Origin of the sequence: Chryseobacterium barbadense (assembly GCF_042849955.1) — a bacterium.
Classification (GTDB): Bacteria; Bacteroidota; Bacteroidia; order Flavobacteriales; family Weeksellaceae; genus Chryseobacterium.
Map to the genome: position 1 here is coordinate 49,706 of NZ_BAAFHL010000012.1, position 19,648 is coordinate 69,353.

The following is a 19,648-nucleotide window of genomic DNA, read 5'->3' on the forward strand; positions in this document are numbered from 1 at the left end:
TAAAATGTCCTTTCTTTATAACATATTCATCAATCTCCTGATCTTTGGAATGAAAGTTTTCTCATGGTTCAATGAAAAAACAAAAAAAGGAGTGGAAGGGAGGAAACAATCCTTACATTTAGTAAAATCGGCATTTTCAACATCCGACAGAGTTATCTGGATGCATGCGGCCAGCTTAGGAGAATACGAACAAGGGCTTCCTGTGTTGGAAAAGTTAAAGGAACGGTTCCCCCAACATAAGATTCTGATAACGTTTTTCTCGCCTTCCGGATACGAAAATGTGATTAAAAAGAAACACCTGGCAGATGTGATCTGTTATCTGCCATTTGATAAAAAGCGTAACATTCAGCACTTTGTTTCACAATTTCATACAGAGCTGTTTTTTACAGTGAAATATGACTACTGGTACAATCTTCTGGAGGCATTAAAGAAACAGAATGTAAAAACATATGTTATTTCCGCTTTGTTTTATGACAGGCAGGCTTTTTTTACTTCGTACGGAAAATGGTTGGTAAAGCAGCTACAGAACAATATAGACTGGTTTTTTCATCAGACGAAAGAATCTTTTTTATGGGCCAGAAGTATAGGCCTTACCCAATCTTCTGTTGCAGGTGATACAAGATTTGACCGTGTAAAGCAGTTGAAAGAAAGGGATAACCATGTAGATTTCATCAAAGAATTTATCGGAAATGAGAAAGCTGTGATTTTTGGAAGTTCATGGCATGCGGAAGAAAAAATTGCTGAAGATGTGGTGAAAGGCAATCCTTATGTAAGAATTATTGTTGCTCCTCACGATTTAAAAAGGGTTGAGAACCTGAAACAAATTCTTCCGGATGCATTATTATACAGTGAGGTGAGCCGAAATCATAGCCCAACCTTTAATTCAAGAGTTTTAATTATTGATAGCATAGGTTTATTGTCAAAGCTGTATTCTTATGCAGATATTGCTGTTGTAGGTGGTGGCTTTCATGAAGCTGGATTACATAACATCCTGGAAGCAGCAACATTTGGTGTGCCTGTGGTTTTTGGAAACCATTACCGGAAAAATCCTGAAGCAGATGAGCTGATTTCTGTAGACGGCGGAAAATCCTTTGAGAAAGAAGGAATGGCGGCGGAATTTATTTTTTTTCTGTTGAACGATAATGAAACGTTGAAATCCATGTCGGAAAATGCCAGAAAGTTTGTAGATGAAAAACCCAACTCCACCAAACTTATTTTAGAAAAAATACTATCTTAAATATCCCTGATTCTTGATTTCCTTCACAATCAGATCTATATTGTCCGGAATATTTTCGCATTTCAGCCAAGTAAGATCTAAGCTGTTATTCGTGCAAAGCTTCAGCAAATAATGATTGTTGTTTATTTTCTGATGCAGTTCGCCCAACAATTCATCAATTTCCATCCAATAATCTTCATCTAATTTTTTAATTAAAATCAAAGCTTTAAAAATCTTATTGATGATATAAATGTACAGCTTATAAACATTGTCAAACCTTTGGTGGCTAAGCTCTGTGTTGTATGCTAAAATATTGTTAATCAGTAAGATGTTGAGAGATGCATCACCGAACTTATCGGTGGTAATCTTTACATGTTCCGTAATTTCAGCGCTGATTTTTCGGATAATGCTCAGGAAATATTTTGAGTTTCCGATATACTTCGAAGACAACAGAACTTTTTCACGGATATTTTCTTCCATGGCATTCCGCTTGTCATCCGTAGTTTCCTGATCAATAAGTTCAAAATACAATTTTTTAGATAAAAGCTTATCCTTTTTCAGTAACCTGAAAATAAGGCGGTCTTTTTCTATGGAAGAAAAGTTACTTAAAGCCGCTTTAAACTCTTTTGAATATTCCATCAATTAAAAATCTTAGAATATTTCATAAACCCGTTCATTGCCCAATTGATTGTATAGTACAAGGATTTTAATGTAGAAAATCCCATAAAATCTTTATAGACCAGATATTGATCTATTATGATATTCTTTTTCTTTCGGGAAACACTGTTTTCACGCATCCTGTATTTGGCAAGGGTTTGCTTCACAGGATGACCTTCCGGAATTTCCTTAAGTAGGTTCAGCCACATTACATGATCCTCACGTTTGCTTTTTATCGGGAATAAAAATTTACCGGTTCTTTTGGTGTCATACATCGTAGAAACCGGAGCCAGTCTGCAGGTTTTCAAAAGATTGGAAAAAGTCACGATTTTATCTGCCTGAAAATCTTTTAGCACAGGTTGCAATTGTTCATTACATCTTGAATAATTACAATATACAAGTTCTACCTGGTGATCCTGCATATAATCAGTCATGGTTTTCAAATAATCCGGATACCAGTAATCATCAGAATCCAGGAAGGCAATATATCTTCCTTGTGCCCTTTCAAGGCTCTTATTTCTTGCATTGCCTGCGCCGCCATTTTTTTCCAGAACATGAAGCTTTATTCTCGGATCGTTATATTTTCTGATGATTTCTACCGTATTGTCTTTAGAAAGATCATCCGTGATCAGCCATTCCCAGTGTTCATAGGTCTGGTTCAGGACAGATTGAATGGTTTCTTCGATAAACTCGGCAGAATTATAGGAGGGAGTAATAATGGAAACAAGATCTTTCATTAGGTGTTTTCTACTTAGCAAAATTATAAAAATCTTTTTTCATATAAATGCCATGAAGCAACTCCTATTGCTATGACAAGCAATGCACAAAATATAGCCATAATATAAGGATTATACTGGGCAAAGAGTCCTAAAGCAGTAAAAGTCCGGATTATGGGGAAATGGAAAATATAAATACCATAGGTGAAATCACCATACTTCCCGAAGTTATTTAAAAATTTGAAGGAATAAGCAATATATAAGACAATGATGGCAAGCATAGCAGGAGAAACCAGCTTGATATCAAAAATCAAATCGATCCATACGGTAAGCATTGCAATGATAAAAAGTACATTCTTATGTTGAATAAACTTATCGAAATTGAAGTAGATCAGCATTCCCGGAATAAAATAGCACAGTACCCCCGGAATTTGTTTGGATATTGAAATTTTATCTAATGACTCAAAATAATTAAGATATACCAAAGATAAAAAATAGATGATAATCAGGCTCAGGTTTCTGTATTTGTTGTTTTTTCCAAAAAGCAAAAACAATAACGGAACACAAAAATAATAACACATTTCCACCTTAAGTGTCCATAAAGCGCCATTCACAGCCTGATTTCCGAAAACTCCGGGAAGCCAGGGTGCTTTAAAATTTAAGAATAAAGAATTCCAGAAAAGATATTTGTAAACCTGCGGGTTGCTGAAATATTCTGTAAAAGAGTAGGTGCTTATTAAGCTTAACAGGATTGCACATAAAAAAATAACCAGTAAATAAGCGGGAACAATCCTGTTGATTCTCTTTTTCAGGTAACTTTTTAAGCTGGATGATCTGTCGTAACTTCTGGCAATAAGAAATCCACTGACAATAAAGAAACCAAAAACGGCAATTTCTATAGGGCTGTTTTCAAGAATTTTAAGCTCTTTAGAGGCGCTTAAAGTACCCAAATGCCCGAGAAATACGATGAAAGCGAGGAGAACACGTAAAAAGTCAAAATTATTTTTCGTTATGTCTTGCATTTGTATTGTTTGTGCAAAAATAGCTTTTTAATTAAAATAGAGGGATAATATACACCCGGAATGTTTGATGAATAAGGAGAATTTTAAGTTTAATTCTTTGATTATATATAGAAATATTTGTTTTTGAAATAATTTTTCACAAAAAACTATCAACTAAATCAAAAAAATTATAATTTTAGCGATTGAAAAATTTGATATATGAAGAAATTAGCATTACTATTTGCGGGTTTATCATTATTTGTAGCTACTGGATGTAATGATGATGACGATAATACTACCATTGAATATCCATTAGTAGGAACTTGGCAGCCCATTAAAGAAGTGATTACAACGGTTCCTGTAGGAGGAGCAGGTGTTTCCGATGAAATTACCTACACAACCTGTCAGAAAGAAGGAAGATGGGTATTCGCAGAAGGAGGGACGGGAAAAAGAACGGACAAGGGAGACAGCGCAACTCCAGGTCAATGTGATACCACTTTTGAGCGTAACCTTACATATACTTATGATAAAAGTAGTAAAGCTGTACAGATAAAGTATCAGGGAATTGTAACCCCGGATAAAGGAAAAGTGATGACCCTCAATGAAACTACGTTGAATCTTACCATTGAAGATACTACAGATCCTAATGAATACCATTCAGTGACTTATACATTAAAGAGAATTCCTCAATAATAAGCAGAATGTAAATAATAATAAGGTCTCATCTTCGGGTGGGACTTTTTTATGAACTATATTAATTGAAAATTAAAGTTCCATTTCTTTTAAAATCTTTATTTTTGTGGAGTTTTCAATTATAAAGAAAATCTATACCTAAAGTCTAACATCTAACATCTAATTATAAAAAGTGTTTTACGATCATCAGCAGATAGAAAAAAAGTGGCAGAAATATTGGGAAGAAAATCAAACCTATAAAACTTCCAATAACACAGATAAACCTAAATTTTATGTTCTTGATATGTTTCCATATCCTTCAGGAGCTGGTCTTCACGTAGGGCATCCGCTGGGATATATTGCATCGGATATTTATGCAAGATATAAAAGACATCAGGGTTTCAATGTACTGCACCCGATAGGCTACGATAGCTTTGGGCTACCTGCTGAACAATATGCCATCCAGACAGGACAGCATCCCGCTATTACTACGGAACAGAATATTACCAGATATGAGGAACAGTTAAGAAAAATCGGATTCTCTTTCGATTGGAGCCGAGAAGTGAGAACTTCTGATGCTTCCTATTATAAATGGACACAATGGATTTTTATCCAGCTGTTTCACTCATGGTACAATAAAAGTACAGACAAGGCAGAATCTATAGAAACATTGATTCAGCATTTTAAAGAAAAAGGAACAGAAGGCTTAAATGCCAATCAAAATGATGAATTGAACTTCACTGCAGAAGAGTGGAACAATGCTTCTGATCTTGATAAAGAAGATATTTTATTAAATTACCGTTTAGCCTACAGAGCAGAGACAACTGTCAACTGGTGTCCTGCTTTAGGAACAGTATTGGCAAACGATGAGGTGAAAGACGGAAAGTCAGAGAGAGGAGGATTCCCTGTATATCAAAAGAAAATGATGCAATGGAGTATGAGAATCTCTGCATATTCTGAAAGATTATTACAAGGTCTTAAAACATTAGACTGGCCACAACCTCTAAAAGATTCCCAGGAATATTGGATTGGAAAATCCCAGGGAGCACAGGTGACATTTAAGGTGGAAAATCAAGATGAGGTAATCGAAGTGTTCACCACAAGACCGGATACTATTTTTGGAGCTACCTTTATGGTATTGGCTCCAGAAAATCCTTTAGTGGATACTATTACTACAGAAGCTCAAAAAGCAGAAGTAGATCATTATATTGAAGAAACTTCCAAGAAAACAGAAAGAGACCGTTTGGCAGATGTGAAAACCGTTTCAGGAGCTTTCACCGGAAGTTATGCAATCAATCCGTTCAGTAATGAAAAAATGCCGATCTATATTTCAGATTATGTTTTGATGGGATATGGAACAGGTGCCGTAATGGCCGTTCCTGCTCACGATGAACGCGATCACAGATTTGCGAAAAAATTCGGATTGGAAATTAAGAAAGTGGTTGAAACCGATGAAGATGTTCAGGAAAAATCATTTGATTCTAAAACCAGTGTTTGCATCAACTCAGATTTCTTGAACGGATTAGGCTATGAAGAGGCTAAAACAAAAATCATTGAAGAAATTGTAAACAGAAGAATAGGTTTCGGAACGGTAAATTATAAGCAAAGAGATGCTATTTTTTCAAGACAACGTTATTGGGGGGAACCGGTTCCTATATATTATAAGGATAGTATGCCTTATACATTACCCGTTTCAGCTCTGCCATTAGAACTTCCGGAAGTTGAAAAATACTTGCCGACTGAAGACGGAGATCCACCATTAGGAAATGCGAAAACTTTTGCGTGGGATGAAGCCAACCAAAAAGTAGTGTCTACAGATTTAATTGATGAGAAAACGGTTTTCCCGTTAGAGCTTTCCACCATGCCGGGTTGGGCAGGAAGCTCATGGTATTTCTTAAGATATATGGATCCTCAGAATGACGGAGAATTTTGTGCGAAGGATCTGTCAGATTATTGGGGACAGGTAGATTTATATATTGGAGGTAGTGAACACGCAACAGGACACTTATTATATTCCCGTTTCTGGAATATGTTCTTAAAGGACAGAGGATGGATCAATCATTATGAACCTTTCCAGAAATTGATCAACCAAGGGATGATTTTAGGGATGAGTGCATTTGTATACCGAATCGATGGCACGAATCAATATGTATCTAAAAACTTAGCAAAAGATTATCAGACACAGCAAATTCATGTGGATGTATCTTTATTAAAAGGAACATCAGACGAATTGGACACAGAAGCTTTCAAACAATGGAGACCGGATTATGCAGATGCAGAATTTATTTTAGAAGACGGCAAATACATTACAGATCGTGAAGTAGAAAAAATGTCCAAGTCAAAATACAACGTAGTGAATCCTGATGACATCTGTGAAGAATACGGAGCAGACGGATTAAGATTGTATGAAATGTTTTTAGGGCCGTTGGAGCAATCCAAGCCTTGGAACACTCAGGGATTAAGCGGAGTATATGGTTTCCTTAAAAAATTCTGGAACTTATATTTCAATGGAGATACTTTTGAAGTTTCAGACGAAGAGCCAACAAAAGAAGAGTATAAGGTTTTACATACCTTAATAAAGAAAGTAGTTTTTGATATCGAAAACTTCTCTTTTAATACTTCGGTATCCTCATTTATGATTGCCGTGAATGAGTTGCAAAAAATAAAATGCAACAAACGCAATATTTTGGAACCTTTATCCGTTATCATCTCTCCTTATGCACCACACATCTGTGAGGAGCTTTGGAATCTGTTAGGGCACCATACTTCTATTGAATTTGAAAAGTTCCCGGTATTGAATGAAGCTTACTTGGTAGAAGATGAAATCGAATATCCGGTAAGTGTAAACGGTAAAACGAAATTCAAACTGTCACTTTCCGCTCAATTATCTCCCAAAGAAGTTGAAGACTTGGTGCTTGGAGACGAGAAAATGCAGCAGATTTTAGAAGGTAAAACCCCTAAAAAAATCATTGTAGTTCCTAAAAGAATCGTGAATATAGTAATTTAAAAAAAAATTAACATTGGTAAATTAAAAAAAATGAGGGCTGAATATTTTTAAATTTTTAACGTATTTTTAAAAATTAGTAAATATTGCCAAAAAAAGAGAAAATAATTGAAATATCGGAATTGTATTAAAATTTCTTTGTCAAAAAAAACTAAAATGTTTATTTCAGTCTCTTGCATTTTAATTAATTTTGCCTTTAATTTACACCTTGTAAAAATTTAAAACAATATAATTTAGTTAAATATGGAAATGAATGTTTCAAAAAATGATGAGCAAGTAGTTGCTAGAAAGCAAGGAGGGTTAAACCCGGGATTAATTATTCCTATCTTATTATTAATAGGTATCGCTATTTATTTATTCGTTCTTGGTAATCCTGGGAATTTTAAAGCTGACCCAAGATTAAATGGTGCTGCTTCAGTAGCAATGGCAGATATACCTTCAAAAGAACTTCACCCTGAGTCTTTCATGGGAATTATTTACATGGGAGGACCAATCGTACCAATCTTGATTACGTTTATGATCACTGTAATCGTTTTCTCTTTCGAGCGTTTCTTCGTTCTTAGAAAAGCTTCAGGATCTGGAAATCTTGATAACTTCGTATTAAAAATCAGAAGCCTTCTAAACCAGAACAAAGTGGATGAAGCTTTAGAAGAGTGCGACAGACAGCAAGGTTCAGTAGGTAACGTAGTAAAAGAAGGTCTTACAACGTACAAAGCTTTAGCTAGCGACACTACTTTAAATAAAGAACAAAAAATGGTAGCTCTTAACAAGGCAATCGAAGAAGCTACTACCCTTGAAATGCCAATGTTAGAAAAGAACATGATGATTCTTTCTACTTTAGGTACAGTGGCTACATTAGTTGCACTATTAGGAACGGTAATCGGGATGATCAAAGCATTCTTCGCATTAGGTTCTGGTGGTGGTACTCCGGATGCTGCTGCACTATCAATCGGTATCTCTGAAGCCTTGATCAACACAGCTTTAGGTATTGGTACTTCAGCAATCGCTATCATCCTTTATAACTTCTTTACTTCTAAAATTGACGGATTAACTTATAAGATCGATGAGATCGCAATGAGCATCCAACAGTCTTTTGCAGAATTCCACTAAGAAATAATTTTCTAGCAAGGAATTTGCATCATAAAAAGAAGTTTAATTTAAAATTTTACAATCAATATGGCGAGAGTCAAACCAAAAAGACATGGAGTAGTTACGGATATGACGGCAATGTGTGACGTTGCTTTCCTACTACTTACGTTCTTTATCTTGACCACTCAGTTTAAAAAACCTGATGTGGAACAAATAAAACCGCCATCTTCAATATCAGAAAAAATATTGCCGGACGCTAGCTTAATGTCGGTAAATGTAACTCCGGGAGGTAAATTTTACTTCCAGCCTGTAGAAAACGGAACTGAAAGAATTCAGTTATTGGAAAATATGGGACAAAAATATGGAGTTAAGTTTACTGATGCAGAAAAAGTAGCATTCACAAAAGTTCAGGCAATTGGTGTTCCAATGACGCAGTTAAAGAGTTATTTGGATTTACCAGAAGATGAGCAGAAAGCATTTAAAGGAGCTCCAGGGATTCCTATGGACAGTACAAATAAACAATTGGTAGATTGGATCCAGCAGAGTTTAGCAATAAACCCTGAATATAAACTAGCCATTAAAGGTGACGTTCAAACTGAATATCCAAAAGTTAAAAGTTTATTTGAAGGTTTAAGAGACATTGATTTTCTTAAATTTTGGTTGATTACATCACAAGAAGGTAACCCTAATGAATAATTATTAGAAATGGCAGAAGTACAAGTAAAAGAGGATGGCGGGAAAGGCGGCAAGGTCCGCTCGAAAAAGCAGAATACCCGTGTAGATATGACTCCGATGGTGGACTTAGGGTTTCTTTTGATTACCTTCTTTATGTTCACCACTACATTTAGTAAACCAAACGTTATGGATTTGGGGCTTCCGGCTAAACCGAAAGAAAACCAGAAACCACCAGATACGGAAATTAAACTTTCTAACTCTATTTCTTTATTATTAGGAAGAGATAATAAGATCTTCTGGCATCAGCAGGATAATACGACGCTGACTGATCAGAATCTTAATGAAACTACCTTTGATAGAGAAGGAATTAGAAAAGTAATTGAGGATGCAAAAAACAGAGCAGCTGATAAATCTAAGTTTACTGTGATTATCAAGCCTACTGATGATGCTGTATATAAAAACTTTGTTGATATTCTTGATGAAATGGCGATTACCAAAAGCGAGCAGTACGGGGTTACCGATGTGAAGCCATGGGAAAAAGCTATTTATGAGAAAAAAGTTGGACCAGCTCCGGCAGCAAAGTAATTTAACCATAAATATTGAAAGATATGGCAAATGAAAATACATACAATAATAATCTTACTTTAGATGAAATTGTATTTGAACATAGAAATAAGGAGTATGGAGCCTATGATTTAAGAAGCAGCTATCCAAAATTGCTTACTAGATCTTTCCTTATCGGTACAGCTTTCTTTGTTCTTGCGGTTGCTACTCCATTCATTGTGATGAAAATCAAGCAGATGAATGCGAAGGAGGAAACCAAAGTTGAGGCAAACTTAGTAGATGTATTACAGGAAGATAAAGTTCTTGAACAACCTGAAGAAGCACCACCTCCACCACCTCCACCACCAAAAGAGGAGGAGAAAATTGAGGTAATTCAGAACGTTGTTCCGGAACCTAAGGTAGCTCCTAAGGTGGAAACTCCACCACCACCGATTTCAAAGCAGTTAGAAACTACTACTGGTTTGCAGAATCAGGAAGGGGTAAAAGCTCCGGCTTATACACCACCACCTCCGCCACCTTCTACAGGAACTAAAACTTCTACTGCTGAAGTGAAGACTGTAAATACCAATGAAGTATATGATGTGGTAGACCAATCGGCAGAATACCCTGGTGGTATGGACGCTTTGAGAAGATACCTTGGAGATAACTTCGATACAAGTATAGAAGGAGAAGGAAAATTAACAGCGAAGTTAAAATTCGTTGTTGAGAGAGACGGTTCAGTTTCAGGAGTACAGGTTACTTCAAAATCCGGAAACGGAGATTTTGACAGTGAAGCCATCAGAGTGGTTAAAACCCTGAAGAAGTGGAAGCCTGGTAAAAAGAACGGGGAACCGGTAAGGTCATACTATAGTATACCTTTCACTATGAATTTTGAATAATATAATATAAATTCGAATAAAAAAGAGAAGCAATTGCTTCTCTTTTTTATTTTTTTTGGTATTTTTGTTACATGATGTTCAATTGGTTATCATTAGTTACCGGATTTTTTTATATCATCCTGGGTATTGTCGTTATTACCTATAAATTCTTTTTTATAGTTCTGGAACCTGCGGTGGCCTATCCGCTGGGAATTGTATTGGTAATTTACGGTATTTTCAGAATTTTCAGAGCAATATCCAGATTAAAAAATACAAAAAATGAAGAGTAAACTATTACTACTTTCTTTTATACTTATCGTGTTGGGATGCAAGAAGAAGAAAGATGAAAATATTCCCACATATAGCAAAGGAAACCTCACTGTTCTTACGGATGAATCATTCAAAAGCGTAACTCAGGCTTTAACGGAAGGATATATGATTAATTATCCGGATACCCATATTAAGGTGGAAACAAAGAAAGAGGACCTCGGATTTTTGGATTTGTTAGACAATAAAGCAAAGCTTATCGTGATGTCAAGATCTTTATCCAAAGAGGAAATCAAAGCATACGAGGAGAAAGTAGACTTGAAATATATGCCTGCAAGGTTTGCAGCAGATGCCGTTGTTTTTGTAGTACCTAAAAATTCTCCAAAAACAAAGATTACTATGGATGAAATCAAAAATGAATTAAATTCTGAGGACAAAAATTTCATTTTTGACGGAACCAATTCCAGCAATTTGAATTTTGTAGCAGAAAAGATCCAGAAACAGCCCAGAGATCTGAAATTTTCCATTATTTCCGGAAATCAGAATATCATAGAGCAACTTGATAAATATCCCAATAAAATTGGAGTTATTGGGTTAAATACATTCAGCAGACCTTATGATAAAACCTCTGAGAAGCTCAGAGACATGGTAAAAATATTACCAGTTGAAAACGGTGGGAAAGACTATTATCCGGATGTTAATGGATTACGTGAAATGAAGTATCCTTTTACGCGGATTTTATATTTTTTAACCAGCGAAGGTAATTTCAGTATTGCTAACGGTTTTATCCGTTATTCCTGTACTCAATTAGGACAGATGATTGTTGAAAAAGAAGGGCTGCAGCCCTATAATTTGTACAAAAGAGAAGTACAAATGCGTTAAAAAAATATTAAATTAAACCTTTAACCAAAGCACATACACAATTTTGGTCTGAAAATTGTGTGTAATTTATTCAGTTTTAGAAAAATATAAAATGAAAGATATAATGATTATGAATGTAAAGAAGATTGCTTTTGGAGCGGCAGTGGTATTTTTTACCAATTTTGCGTTTGCGCAAACACTACAGGATGGTATTAATAGTGTAGACAGCGATAAATTTGCCCAGGCAAAAAACAATTTCACACAAATGATTGCGAAAGAGCCTACCGCTGAGAATTATTTTTATTTAGGAAATACATACTTAAAACAAGTAGAGCCTGATTTTGCAACAGCTACAGAAAATTTTAATAAAGGTCTTGCTGCAGACAGCAAAAGCTACCTTAATAAAATTGGATTGGCAGCAGTAAAATTAGGTAAAGGAGATAAAAGTGCTGTAGCCGAAATTCAAAAGATTGTAGCAGATTCTAAAGAAAAAGATGCGGAAGTTCTTTTCAGAGCAGCAGAAGCATTAACTCTATTTGAAAAGAATAATGCCCCTGATCTGGCAATCCAGTTTCTGAATAAAGCTGTTGAAAAAGCACAGAAAAAAGGAGTACCTGCTAATTATTATTACACTTTAGGAGATGCTTACAGATTGAAAAAGCTTCCTGGTGATGCCATGAGTGCTTATGAAAAAGCATTGCCTACAGCTAAAAACAAAGCTTCTGTATTTACGAGAATGGGAACTTTATGGATGGCTGCACAGCAATGGAAACTTGCCAAAGAAAATATAGACAAAGCTATTGCTGTAGATGCTACGTATGCACCGGCTTATAAAGCTTTGGCAGCTTACGATATTAGATATCAGCAAAATGCGAAAGCGACTCAGGATCTGATCAACTATACGAAATATGCGGATGAGGATCCATATACACAGCTAGAAATTGCTAAACTATACTTCACCAATGAAGATTATGCAAACTCTAAGCAGGTATTAGATAAAATCTTTGATAAAATTAATGATCCTATTAAGTTCAAGTTAAGAGCTTATCAATTATATGCTGACGGAAAATATGCGGAAGCTAAACAAAGTATGGATACTTTCGTTTCCCAGGCAGATAAATCAAGAGTACAACCTGCGGATCAGGGATTGCAAGGATTGATCGCTGCGGGATTAGCTAAGGATGAGAAAGATCCTGCTAAAAAAACAGCTCTAACTACGGAAGCTCAGCAAAAAGTTGCCATTGCAAAAGCTGCTAAAGATGAAACAATGAAGTGGGATATAGAATTGGCCAATATCGCTGGAGGAGCTACACAAGGCTCTGTAGATGCGGGACCAACGACTCCTGAAATTGAAGCGCTGAAAAAGAAAGTCGCTGCTAATGCTCAGGATTCAGATTCATTGTTTAAGTTGGCAACAGCTTATCAGGATGCCAAGAACTGGAATGGTGCTATCTTAACATGGCAGAAAATGATCGCTCTTCTTCCTGATTGGGCACCTGCTTATTACAGCCAAGGTTACTCTTACCAACAGGCAGGGAATAACGATGCGGCAAAAACAGCATATGAGAAATTCATTAGTACTGTAAAGCCTGCTGATATGGAAGCTAATAAACAAACGTTAGCATACGCATATTTTGCAGTAGCTTACATGAGCAAAGACTCAGATATCGCCAAAGCGAAGGATTACGTGGCAAAATCTTTACAGTTAGATCCTACTTATGAAGATGCAGTGAAATTAAATGCAGAGATCAACAAATAATTTATATTGTAAATTATAGATAATTAAACTTCCCAATCTTATGGTTGGGAAGTTTTTATTTTAAGTCTTATCTTTGAAAATATGAAAACAGATATACTTGCATTCGGGGCACATCCTGATGATGTGGAATTAGGATGTGGCGGTACTATTGCCAAATTAGTTTCAGAAGGAAAAAAATGCGTCATTGTAGATCTTACCAAAGGAGAATTGGGAACAAGGGGGACAGAAGAAACCAGGAAAGAAGAAGCCGCCCATTCTGCTAAGATTTTGGGAGTCTCTGCAAGAGAGAATCTGGGATTAAAAGATGGTTTCCTTGTAAATTCAGAGGAGTATCAGTTGAAGATCGTTAAAATGATTCGTAAATACCGCCCGGAGATCGTTTTAGCTAACGCAATTGATGACAGACACCCGGATCATGCAAAAGCAGCGAAATTAGTGTCAGATGCGTGTTTTTTGGCGGGTTTAAGAAAGATAGAAACAGTGGAAGAAGGCGAAAATCAGGAAGTATGGAGGCCTAAACATATTTTCCATTACATCCAATGGAAGCATATTCAGCCCGAATTTGTTATTGATATATCAGAACATCTCGATAAAAAAATTGAAGCTTGCATGGCTTTTAAAACTCAGTTTTATAATCCTAATTCCAATGAGCCCGTAACGCCAATTGCTACAAAGGACTTCTTTGAAAGTTTAACATACAGAGCTCAGGATTTAGGACGATTATCGGGAGTAGCTTATGCTGAGGGATTTACGACAGAAAAGCTGATTGCAATGAAAAATTTTGACGGAATTGTTTTGTAGATTAAATATTATCCCTATATTTGCAACCACAAAACGGTGATTGTAGCTCAGTTGGTTAGAGCGTCGGATTGTGGTTCCGAAGGTCGTGGGTTCGAGACCCATCATTCACCCAAAAATCCTGTATTTATTGCAGGATTTTTTTATTTAAAAATCCTAATTTTCTCATTAGATTCTTAATAATGAAATGTCAATATGGCATTTAGATCTTGAATATTTTAGAATAGCAATATTATCAAACTTTTTATTAAATTCGAACTACTATAACAGATGAAATAATGAAAAGAATTTTATTATTTATAAATCTGCTTTGGGGAGTTTTATTTTCGGCCCAATTGAGCGGAGATAAACTTGAATTAATTCAGCCTTTAGCAAAGCTTGATTACGCTGAATCGAGTTCAGTTGGAATTGTCGGGGAAGACAGTAAATCTATTTATCTTTTCAGAAGATTAAAAATAAGCTAACCAATGAGGATTTATTGATTCTTAGTAAAAATTCAAGTAACTGTTTAAGATTATATTCTTGTTTTGAGCTTATAGCAAGAAATGAACCTAGAGTTGTTTCTATTTATGAATATTATAGGCAATTTCCCTTAAAAATGATTTACACCCAAGGATGTGTTGGGAGTATTATTGATGTAGCTGAGATGATTTTTAAAGAATATGAAAATATATTTGAATTAAAAAACTATGCAGAAAAAGAATTAGACAAAATATCTGAATCAGACCCAGAATATAAAACATGGGAAAAAGTTTTGAGGGAAAAAGAGAAAAAAATAAATCCTGATTTTATAGAAGCGTTTGAAAGAATCAAGAAAATTAAAACAGTTTACGATATGAAATAATAAAGGGGTAAATTTTTTGAATGTAATCTTATCTTAATAACAAGAAATAAAAATGGAAGAACAAAAAAACGAAACAATAAATGATACGACTCCAAAGGTAATAGGAATTGGAGGAATTTTCTTTTTTTCTGATAATCCTGAACAGACAAGAGAATGGTATGCAAAAAATTTGGGATTAGATGTTAATCAATGGGGTTCTACTTTTGAATCCAGAAACATTAACAATCCGGATGAGATCAATGCCCTGCAATGGAGTCCTTTCAAAAATGGAAGTGAATATTTTGCCCCTTCAAAAAAAGATTTTATGATCAACTACCGTGTTCAGAATATTGAAGCACTTGTGAACCAATTAAAGGAAAACGGAGTAACCGTGCTTGATGAGATTACAAGTTATGATTATGGGAAATTTGTTCATATTATGGACGCTGAAGGGAACAAGATTGAACTTTGGGAAGAAGTTGTAAGCACTAAATAATATAACCATTATTGGTTTATACCCATAAAAAAAGCATCTGAGAAGATGCTTTATGTTTTCCTATTTTCTGGTTTTATACTTCGTCGTCTGAATCTATAGTGTAAGATCTGCTTTTAAAGTCTTTGTCGTGCTTCTCAGATATTACATCTTCACCCTTTTCATTAATGATGAATTCTGTGGACTCATTGAACATCTCCTGAAAACTTTTAAAATCTTCTTTGTAAAGATAGATTTTGTGTTTCTCAAATGTAGCTTCTCCATTCTCCCCGAAATTCTTTTTACTTTCGGTAATCGTAAGATAATAATCTCCCGCTTTCGTCTCGCGCACATCAAAGAAATAAGTTCTTCTCCCTGCTTTTAGCACCTTCGTGAAAATTTCATTTTCATGGCGTTCCTTGTATTCACTCATTGTTAGATATTTTTTAATCTTGTTAAGAACAAATATAAAAGTTTTCTTTTAATCACAAAATTTTTTTTATGATTTATTTAACAATTCCAAAAGAAACGGCTAAGCGGTTATAGAATTGGTAATTTCGGTAAGATTAATCATTTTATTTGCTCTTTGAGCGCTAGACTCTCTGTGTGTGATAATTATGGATGTGGCATTGTGAATTTTAGCATCAATATTTTCAAGAATATTCTGTTCTGTTTCAGTATCCAATGCCGAGAGTGAATCATCGAAAATAATGATTTTAGGATCTTTAATTAATGCTCTGGCAATACAAATTCTTTGTTTTTGACCTCCGGAAAGCATCACCCCACGCTCTCCAACCATGGTTTTGTACTGTTCTTTGAATTCTACAATGTTTTTATGAACATCAGCAATGGTAGCATATTCAACTACTTTTTCATGAGATGGATGATCAATGGCGAAGCCGATATTGTTCTCAATGGAATCTGAAAACAGGTAGCTTTCCTGCGGAATATATCCAATAAAATTTCTGTAATTGTCTAAATTATGTTCTTTAAGGTTTTTACCATCAATGAGAATTTCTCCTTCCGTAGGGTCAATTAATCTGCAGAGCAATAAAGCTATGGTTGATTTTCCGCTTCCGGTTTTTCCCATGATTGCCAAAGATTCTCCTGCTTTAATAGTGAAGCTTAAATTATCTAATGCCTTAATCCCGGTGTTTGGATATACATAAGAAACGTTTCTAAATTCAATATCACCTTTAATAGGATAGTTTTCAAAATTTGTATTAACGATTTCAGACTTTTTATCCAAAAACTCATTAATTCTCTGCATGGAAGCTTCCGCTCTCTGATTAACGGATGTTACCCAGCCTACCAATGAGAACGGCCAGATCAGGATATTAATATACATGAAAAAGTCAGCGATTTTACCAACACTCAATTCTCCTGCAATATATTTTTGTCCGCCAATTAAAATAACGGCAACGTTCAGTAGGCCGATAACGAATAAAATGATGGTAAAGAAATAAGCTTCTGTTTTAGCCAGATCTAAAGCCTTATCCTGGTAATCTGAAACTTTTACCCCATAGTTTTTTTCAATATATTTTTCTCTGGCGAAGAATTTTACCACACGGATTCCGGAAAAACTGTCCTGAACAAAAGTAGAGATTGCAGACTGGCTTTTCTGCATGATTTTCGACTTTTTATTAATAATGGAACTTACTTTAAAAATTAAGTAAGAAAGAATGGGAAGCGGCAATAATGTCCATAAAGTCATGGATGTATCCGTTTTTACCATATAAATGCTTGTAATCAACAATAAAATCACTAAATTGACTACATACATCACTCCCGGCCCAAGATACATTCTTACAGCCACGACGTCTTCACTTAAACGATTCATTAAATCTCCAATCGTTGTTTGCTTATAATCCGTTAAAGATAATTCCTGATAATGTCTGTAGATTTTATTTTTAAGTTCATATTCAATTCTTCTTGAAGCAACAATAATGGTTTGTCTCATCATGAAAGTGAAAAAACCAGTCAGAAGAGAACACCCTACAATAATAGCTACATAGATCAGAACCTGTCTGTTGAATCCTAACTGTCCATTCTTTGTAAGTTCATCTACGGATTTTCCAACGAACTGAACTTTATAGATATTGAAGAAATTACTGGCAATAATAAATAATAACCCCCAAAACAATAATATTTTGTGTTTCCAGAAGTAAGGGTTCAGAGTTTTTAAAGCTTTCATAAACTTTTACAAAATTACAAAATTACCAACAGATTACGAATTTCATCAATTTTAATTTTTGTATCTTTGCGCCCATAAAAAGCTCTTTGAATGTTAGGAAGAAGACAAATCCGTGAAAAAGTGGTAGAAAGTGTGTATTCATACTACCAGAACCCTATTAAATTTGATGTTTTAGAGAAAAATATGTTCTCTGGAATAGAGAAAATCTATCATCTTTATATTTACCAGCTCAATTTTCTGGTGGGACTTAAAGAATTAGCAGAACATCAGATTGAAATCGGGAAAAAGAAATTCATCAAGACTGAAGCAGATATAAATCCTAATCAAAAATTCATTAACAATCAGATTCTGACTAAGCTGGAAGAAAATCCGGAAAGACTTTTCTTCTCAGGTCAGCATAAAGAATTGAAGTGGGATTTGCATGATGATCTTTTAGTAAAAACTTTTCAACGGATTACTGCCGGGAAACGCTATCAGGATTTCATGAAGGAAGGAGAGTCTTCTTTCGAGGATGATCAAAAGTTCATTGGTAAACTGTTTTTACGATATATCGCTGAGAATGATGATTTCCATGATTATATCGAAGACAAGGAGTTATCATGGTCAGACGACATCCATATTTCCAATTCAATGGTTCAGAAGACAATCGGCTTTATGAAGGAAGATGAAGAAAGCCGAACACTGATCAAAATGATTAAGGATGAAGATGATAAAACCTTTGCCAGCAAACTTTTAAGAGATACCCTGAATAACTGGGAGAATAATGAGAAGAAATTAGGAGAAAGACTGGAAAACTGGGATTTGGAAAGAGTTTCTCTGATGGACAAAGTGATATTGTCTACCGCAATGGCAGAACTTGACAATTTTCCTTTGACTCCTTCAAGAGTAATTATTAATGAATATATTGAAATCGCAAAAGTATTTGCTACTGACAGATCAAATATTTTCATTAATGGAATTTTAGATAAATATTGTAAAGATAAAAACAGAATTTAACAGAATATCACATGAAAAAGACGTTATCTATTATCGCTTTGTCTATTATAGGCCTTGGATTGGTTTCTTGCAAAAAAGAAGAAAACAAGGTAGCTAATGAAACACAGGAGACATTACCCTCTGGTTCTATTCAACATGACAGTGCCCAGGTTGCAGAAGCTCCTGTAACTACTACAGCTTCTACCCAACCATTAACCACTGCCGCTTTATCTGAAAACAATTTTGATTTCGGAAAAATCAAAAAAGGAGATAAAGTAGAACATGTTTATGAGATTACCAATACCGGTACTAATCCGTTGGTAATTTCCGAAGTAAAGCCTGGATGCGGATGTACAGCCCCGGATTTTACGAAAGAACCTATCTTACCGGGTAAAAAAGGAAAAATTACTTTACATTTTGATTCTACCAATTTCGACGGAAACGTTCAGAAATATGCAGATGTTTTTGTAAACGTAGAAAATTCTCCGATTAAATTAACATTCACTGCCGATATTCAACCTTAATTAAAAGAATATGTTAACACTTTTTTTACAGGCACAGCCACAAGGCGGCGGATCAATGATGCTGATCATGATGGGAGTGATGTTTGTGGGATTTTATTTTTTGATGATAAGACCACAAATGAGAAAACAGAAGCAGGAGAAAAGTTTTCAGGAAAATCTGAAAGTAGGAAGCAGAGTAGTGCTTACTTCCGGCCTTCATGGAAGAATTGCACAGATTCAGGAAGATGGTTTCATCATTGAAACATTATCCGGAAAATTGAAATTTGAAAAAGCAGCAGTTTCAAGAGAATTTACGGAGACCCGTTTTGGAGAAAAAGCAACTAAAAATGCTGCTGAAAAGCTAGCAGAGAAAAAAGAAATAGATACTGAAAAGAAATAATTCAGTTGATGATAAAAGCTCGGCGGGGGGGGGGGGGGGGGGGGGGGGGGGGGGGGGGGGGGTTTTGGTCTCGGGTTTTTGTGTGTTGGTGGGGGGGGGGGGGGGGTGTTGGGTTTTTTTTTTTGTGTGCTCCGTCAAGACTCTA

22 protein-coding genes and 1 tRNA gene are annotated in these 19,648 nt (G+C 35.3%); 18 read left to right on the forward strand and 5 right to left on the reverse strand.

Annotation, left to right across the window (positions count from 1 at the left end; all coding sequences use genetic code 11):
- Positions 1 to 4 precede the first annotated feature (4 nt).
- Positions 5 to 1,237: a 3-deoxy-D-manno-octulosonic acid transferase gene (locus ACGHIN_RS07315; protein WP_390452174.1), complete on the forward strand. Its 1,233-nt coding sequence runs from the start codon at positions 5 to 7 to the stop codon at positions 1,235 to 1,237.
- Here ACGHIN_RS07315 and ACGHIN_RS07320 read toward each other — a convergent pair.
- Genes ACGHIN_RS07320 through ACGHIN_RS07330 form a run of 3 tightly spaced genes read right to left on the reverse strand, consistent with a single transcriptional unit; the run spans position 1,229 to position 3,611 of the window.
- A complete protein-coding gene (locus tag ACGHIN_RS07320) occupies positions 1,229 to 1,855 on the reverse strand; it encodes a deoxyuridine 5'-triphosphate nucleotidohydrolase (protein ID WP_390452176.1) in 627 nt (208 codons plus the stop codon). The genes ACGHIN_RS07315 and ACGHIN_RS07320 overlap by 9 nt on opposite strands.
- The gene (locus ACGHIN_RS07325) at positions 1,855 to 2,610 is read right to left on the reverse strand and encodes a glycosyltransferase family 2 protein (RefSeq protein ID WP_390452178.1); all 756 of its coding nucleotides are present in this window, start codon (positions 2,608 to 2,610) and stop codon (positions 1,855 to 1,857) included. The genes ACGHIN_RS07320 and ACGHIN_RS07325 overlap by 1 nt, the downstream gene beginning before the upstream one ends.
- A 23-nt stretch (positions 2,611 to 2,633) precedes the next feature.
- Positions 2,634 to 3,611 carry an acyltransferase family protein gene (locus tag ACGHIN_RS07330; protein ID WP_390452179.1) on the reverse strand — a complete coding sequence of 326 codons (978 nt, stop codon included), beginning with the start codon at positions 3,609 to 3,611 and terminating at the stop codon, positions 2,634 to 2,636.
- Positions 3,612 to 3,809: 198 nt separating this feature from the next.
- Between ACGHIN_RS07330 and ACGHIN_RS07335 the strand changes: the two genes are divergently transcribed.
- From ACGHIN_RS07335 to ACGHIN_RS07400, 14 genes are all read left to right on the forward strand, one after another.
- Entirely contained in the window at positions 3,810 to 4,283 is a 474-nt protein-coding gene (locus ACGHIN_RS07335; RefSeq protein ID WP_390452181.1) for a lipocalin-like domain-containing protein, read from the forward strand.
- Between the two features lie 172 nt (positions 4,284 to 4,455).
- On the forward strand, positions 4,456 to 7,269 hold the full coding sequence (leuS, locus tag ACGHIN_RS07340) for a leucine--tRNA ligase (RefSeq protein ID WP_390452183.1): 2,814 nt from the start codon (positions 4,456 to 4,458) through the stop codon (positions 7,267 to 7,269).
- A 240-nt stretch (positions 7,270 to 7,509) separates the two neighbouring features.
- Entirely contained in the window at positions 7,510 to 8,376 is an 867-nt protein-coding gene (locus ACGHIN_RS07345; protein WP_390452185.1) for a MotA/TolQ/ExbB proton channel family protein, read from the forward strand.
- A 66-nt stretch (positions 8,377 to 8,442) separates the two neighbouring features.
- On the forward strand, positions 8,443 to 9,051 hold the full coding sequence (locus ACGHIN_RS07350) for an ExbD/TolR family protein (protein ID WP_390452187.1): 609 nt from the start codon (positions 8,443 to 8,445) through the stop codon (positions 9,049 to 9,051).
- A 9-nt stretch (positions 9,052 to 9,060) separates the two neighbouring features.
- Positions 9,061 to 9,615, forward strand: a complete 555-nt coding sequence (locus ACGHIN_RS07355; protein WP_390452189.1) for an ExbD/TolR family protein — start codon at positions 9,061 to 9,063, stop codon at positions 9,613 to 9,615.
- A 23-nt stretch (positions 9,616 to 9,638) separates the two neighbouring features.
- A complete protein-coding gene (locus tag ACGHIN_RS07360) occupies positions 9,639 to 10,472 on the forward strand; it encodes an energy transducer TonB (RefSeq protein ID WP_390452191.1) in 834 nt (277 codons plus the stop codon).
- 71 nt (positions 10,473 to 10,543) lie between these two features.
- Positions 10,544 to 10,741, forward strand: a complete 198-nt coding sequence (locus ACGHIN_RS07365; protein ID WP_390452192.1) for a C4-dicarboxylate ABC transporter — start codon at positions 10,544 to 10,546, stop codon at positions 10,739 to 10,741.
- Complete coding sequence (locus tag ACGHIN_RS07370; protein WP_390452194.1) at positions 10,731 to 11,600, forward strand: PstS family phosphate ABC transporter substrate-binding protein; 870 nt, start codon at positions 10,731 to 10,733, stop codon at positions 11,598 to 11,600. The genes ACGHIN_RS07365 and ACGHIN_RS07370 overlap by 11 nt, the downstream gene beginning before the upstream one ends.
- A 91-nt stretch (positions 11,601 to 11,691) precedes the next feature.
- The gene (locus ACGHIN_RS07375) at positions 11,692 to 13,338 is read left to right on the forward strand and encodes a tetratricopeptide repeat protein (RefSeq protein WP_390452195.1); all 1,647 of its coding nucleotides are present in this window, start codon (positions 11,692 to 11,694) and stop codon (positions 13,336 to 13,338) included.
- An 81-nt stretch (positions 13,339 to 13,419) separates the two neighbouring features.
- A complete protein-coding gene (gene bshB1, locus ACGHIN_RS07380; protein ID WP_390452196.1) occupies positions 13,420 to 14,139 on the forward strand; it encodes a bacillithiol biosynthesis deacetylase BshB1 in 720 nt (239 codons plus the stop codon).
- A 35-nt stretch (positions 14,140 to 14,174) separates the two neighbouring features.
- Positions 14,175 to 14,250: transfer RNA gene (locus tag ACGHIN_RS07385), tRNA-His, on the forward strand.
- 164 nt (positions 14,251 to 14,414) lie between these two features.
- Positions 14,415 to 14,600, forward strand: a complete 186-nt coding sequence (locus ACGHIN_RS07390; RefSeq protein ID WP_390452198.1) for a hypothetical protein — start codon at positions 14,415 to 14,417, stop codon at positions 14,598 to 14,600.
- Positions 14,601 to 14,734: 134 nt separating this feature from the next.
- Complete coding sequence (locus ACGHIN_RS07395) at positions 14,735 to 14,980, forward strand: hypothetical protein (protein WP_390452200.1); 246 nt, start codon at positions 14,735 to 14,737, stop codon at positions 14,978 to 14,980.
- A 52-nt stretch (positions 14,981 to 15,032) separates the two neighbouring features.
- Complete coding sequence (locus ACGHIN_RS07400; protein ID WP_390452202.1) at positions 15,033 to 15,455, forward strand: VOC family protein; 423 nt, start codon at positions 15,033 to 15,035, stop codon at positions 15,453 to 15,455.
- A gap of 73 nt (positions 15,456 to 15,528) precedes the next feature.
- Here ACGHIN_RS07400 and ACGHIN_RS07405 read toward each other — a convergent pair whose 3' ends face one another.
- On the reverse strand, positions 15,529 to 15,864 hold the full coding sequence (locus ACGHIN_RS07405; RefSeq protein ID WP_121459856.1) for a DUF3276 family protein: 336 nt from the start codon (positions 15,862 to 15,864) through the stop codon (positions 15,529 to 15,531).
- A gap of 99 nt (positions 15,865 to 15,963) precedes the next feature.
- Entirely contained in the window at positions 15,964 to 17,625 is a 1,662-nt protein-coding gene (locus ACGHIN_RS07410) for an ABC transporter ATP-binding protein (RefSeq protein ID WP_390452205.1), read from the reverse strand.
- A 90-nt stretch (positions 17,626 to 17,715) separates the two neighbouring features.
- Here ACGHIN_RS07410 and nusB point away from each other — a divergent pair, with 90 nt between their 5' ends.
- From nusB to yajC, 3 genes are read left to right on the forward strand one after another with little or no spacing between them, the layout of a single operon-like run.
- Positions 17,716 to 18,621, forward strand: a complete 906-nt coding sequence (gene nusB / locus ACGHIN_RS07415; RefSeq protein ID WP_390452207.1) for a transcription antitermination factor NusB — start codon at positions 17,716 to 17,718, stop codon at positions 18,619 to 18,621.
- An 11-nt stretch (positions 18,622 to 18,632) separates the two neighbouring features.
- A complete protein-coding gene (locus ACGHIN_RS07420) occupies positions 18,633 to 19,124 on the forward strand; it encodes a DUF1573 domain-containing protein (protein WP_390452208.1) in 492 nt (163 codons plus the stop codon).
- A gap of 10 nt (positions 19,125 to 19,134) precedes the next feature.
- Complete coding sequence (gene yajC / locus ACGHIN_RS07425) at positions 19,135 to 19,503, forward strand: preprotein translocase subunit YajC (RefSeq protein ID WP_390452210.1); 369 nt, start codon at positions 19,135 to 19,137, stop codon at positions 19,501 to 19,503.
- Positions 19,504 to 19,648 lie beyond the last annotated feature (145 nt).

Excerpts from the sequence above, each read along its gene's own strand:
- yajC (WP_390452210.1), top strand. The coding sequence starts at position 19,135 with ATGTTAACACTTTTTTTACAGGCACAGCCACAAGGCGGCGGATCAATG.
- ACGHIN_RS07375 (WP_390452195.1), top strand. The coding sequence starts at position 11,692 with ATGAAAGATATAATGATTATGAATGTAAAGAAGATTGCTTTTGGAGCG.
- ACGHIN_RS07360 (WP_390452191.1), top strand. The coding sequence starts at position 9,639 with ATGGCAAATGAAAATACATACAATAATAATCTTACTTTAGATGAAATT.
- ACGHIN_RS07370 (WP_390452194.1), top strand. The coding sequence starts at position 10,731 with ATGAAGAGTAAACTATTACTACTTTCTTTTATACTTATCGTGTTGGGA.
- ACGHIN_RS07420 (WP_390452208.1), top strand. The coding sequence starts at position 18,633 with ATGAAAAAGACGTTATCTATTATCGCTTTGTCTATTATAGGCCTTGGA.
- ACGHIN_RS07335 (WP_390452181.1), top strand. The coding sequence starts at position 3,810 with ATGAAGAAATTAGCATTACTATTTGCGGGTTTATCATTATTTGTAGCT.
- ACGHIN_RS07365 (WP_390452192.1), top strand. The coding sequence starts at position 10,544 with ATGATGTTCAATTGGTTATCATTAGTTACCGGATTTTTTTATATCATC.
- ACGHIN_RS07330 (WP_390452179.1), bottom strand. The coding sequence starts at position 3,611 with ATGCAAGACATAACGAAAAATAATTTTGACTTTTTACGTGTTCTCCTC.
- nusB (WP_390452207.1), top strand. The coding sequence starts at position 17,716 with ATGTTAGGAAGAAGACAAATCCGTGAAAAAGTGGTAGAAAGTGTGTAT.
- bshB1 (WP_390452196.1), top strand. The coding sequence starts at position 13,420 with ATGAAAACAGATATACTTGCATTCGGGGCACATCCTGATGATGTGGAA.
- ACGHIN_RS07400 (WP_390452202.1), top strand. The coding sequence starts at position 15,033 with ATGGAAGAACAAAAAAACGAAACAATAAATGATACGACTCCAAAGGTA.
- ACGHIN_RS07355 (WP_390452189.1), top strand. The coding sequence starts at position 9,061 with ATGGCAGAAGTACAAGTAAAAGAGGATGGCGGGAAAGGCGGCAAGGTC.
- ACGHIN_RS07345 (WP_390452185.1), top strand. The coding sequence starts at position 7,510 with ATGGAAATGAATGTTTCAAAAAATGATGAGCAAGTAGTTGCTAGAAAG.
- ACGHIN_RS07325 (WP_390452178.1), bottom strand. The coding sequence starts at position 2,610 with ATGAAAGATCTTGTTTCCATTATTACTCCCTCCTATAATTCTGCCGAG.
- ACGHIN_RS07390 (WP_390452198.1), top strand. The coding sequence starts at position 14,415 with ATGAAAAGAATTTTATTATTTATAAATCTGCTTTGGGGAGTTTTATTT.
- ACGHIN_RS07410 (WP_390452205.1), bottom strand. The coding sequence starts at position 17,625 with ATGAAAGCTTTAAAAACTCTGAACCCTTACTTCTGGAAACACAAAATA.
- ACGHIN_RS07350 (WP_390452187.1), top strand. The coding sequence starts at position 8,443 with ATGGCGAGAGTCAAACCAAAAAGACATGGAGTAGTTACGGATATGACG.
- ACGHIN_RS07405 (WP_121459856.1), bottom strand. The coding sequence starts at position 15,864 with ATGAGTGAATACAAGGAACGCCATGAAAATGAAATTTTCACGAAGGTG.
- ACGHIN_RS07320 (WP_390452176.1), bottom strand. The coding sequence starts at position 1,855 with ATGGAATATTCAAAAGAGTTTAAAGCGGCTTTAAGTAACTTTTCTTCC.
- ACGHIN_RS07395 (WP_390452200.1), top strand. The coding sequence starts at position 14,735 with ATGATTTACACCCAAGGATGTGTTGGGAGTATTATTGATGTAGCTGAG.
- ACGHIN_RS07315 (WP_390452174.1), top strand. The coding sequence starts at position 5 with ATGTCCTTTCTTTATAACATATTCATCAATCTCCTGATCTTTGGAATG.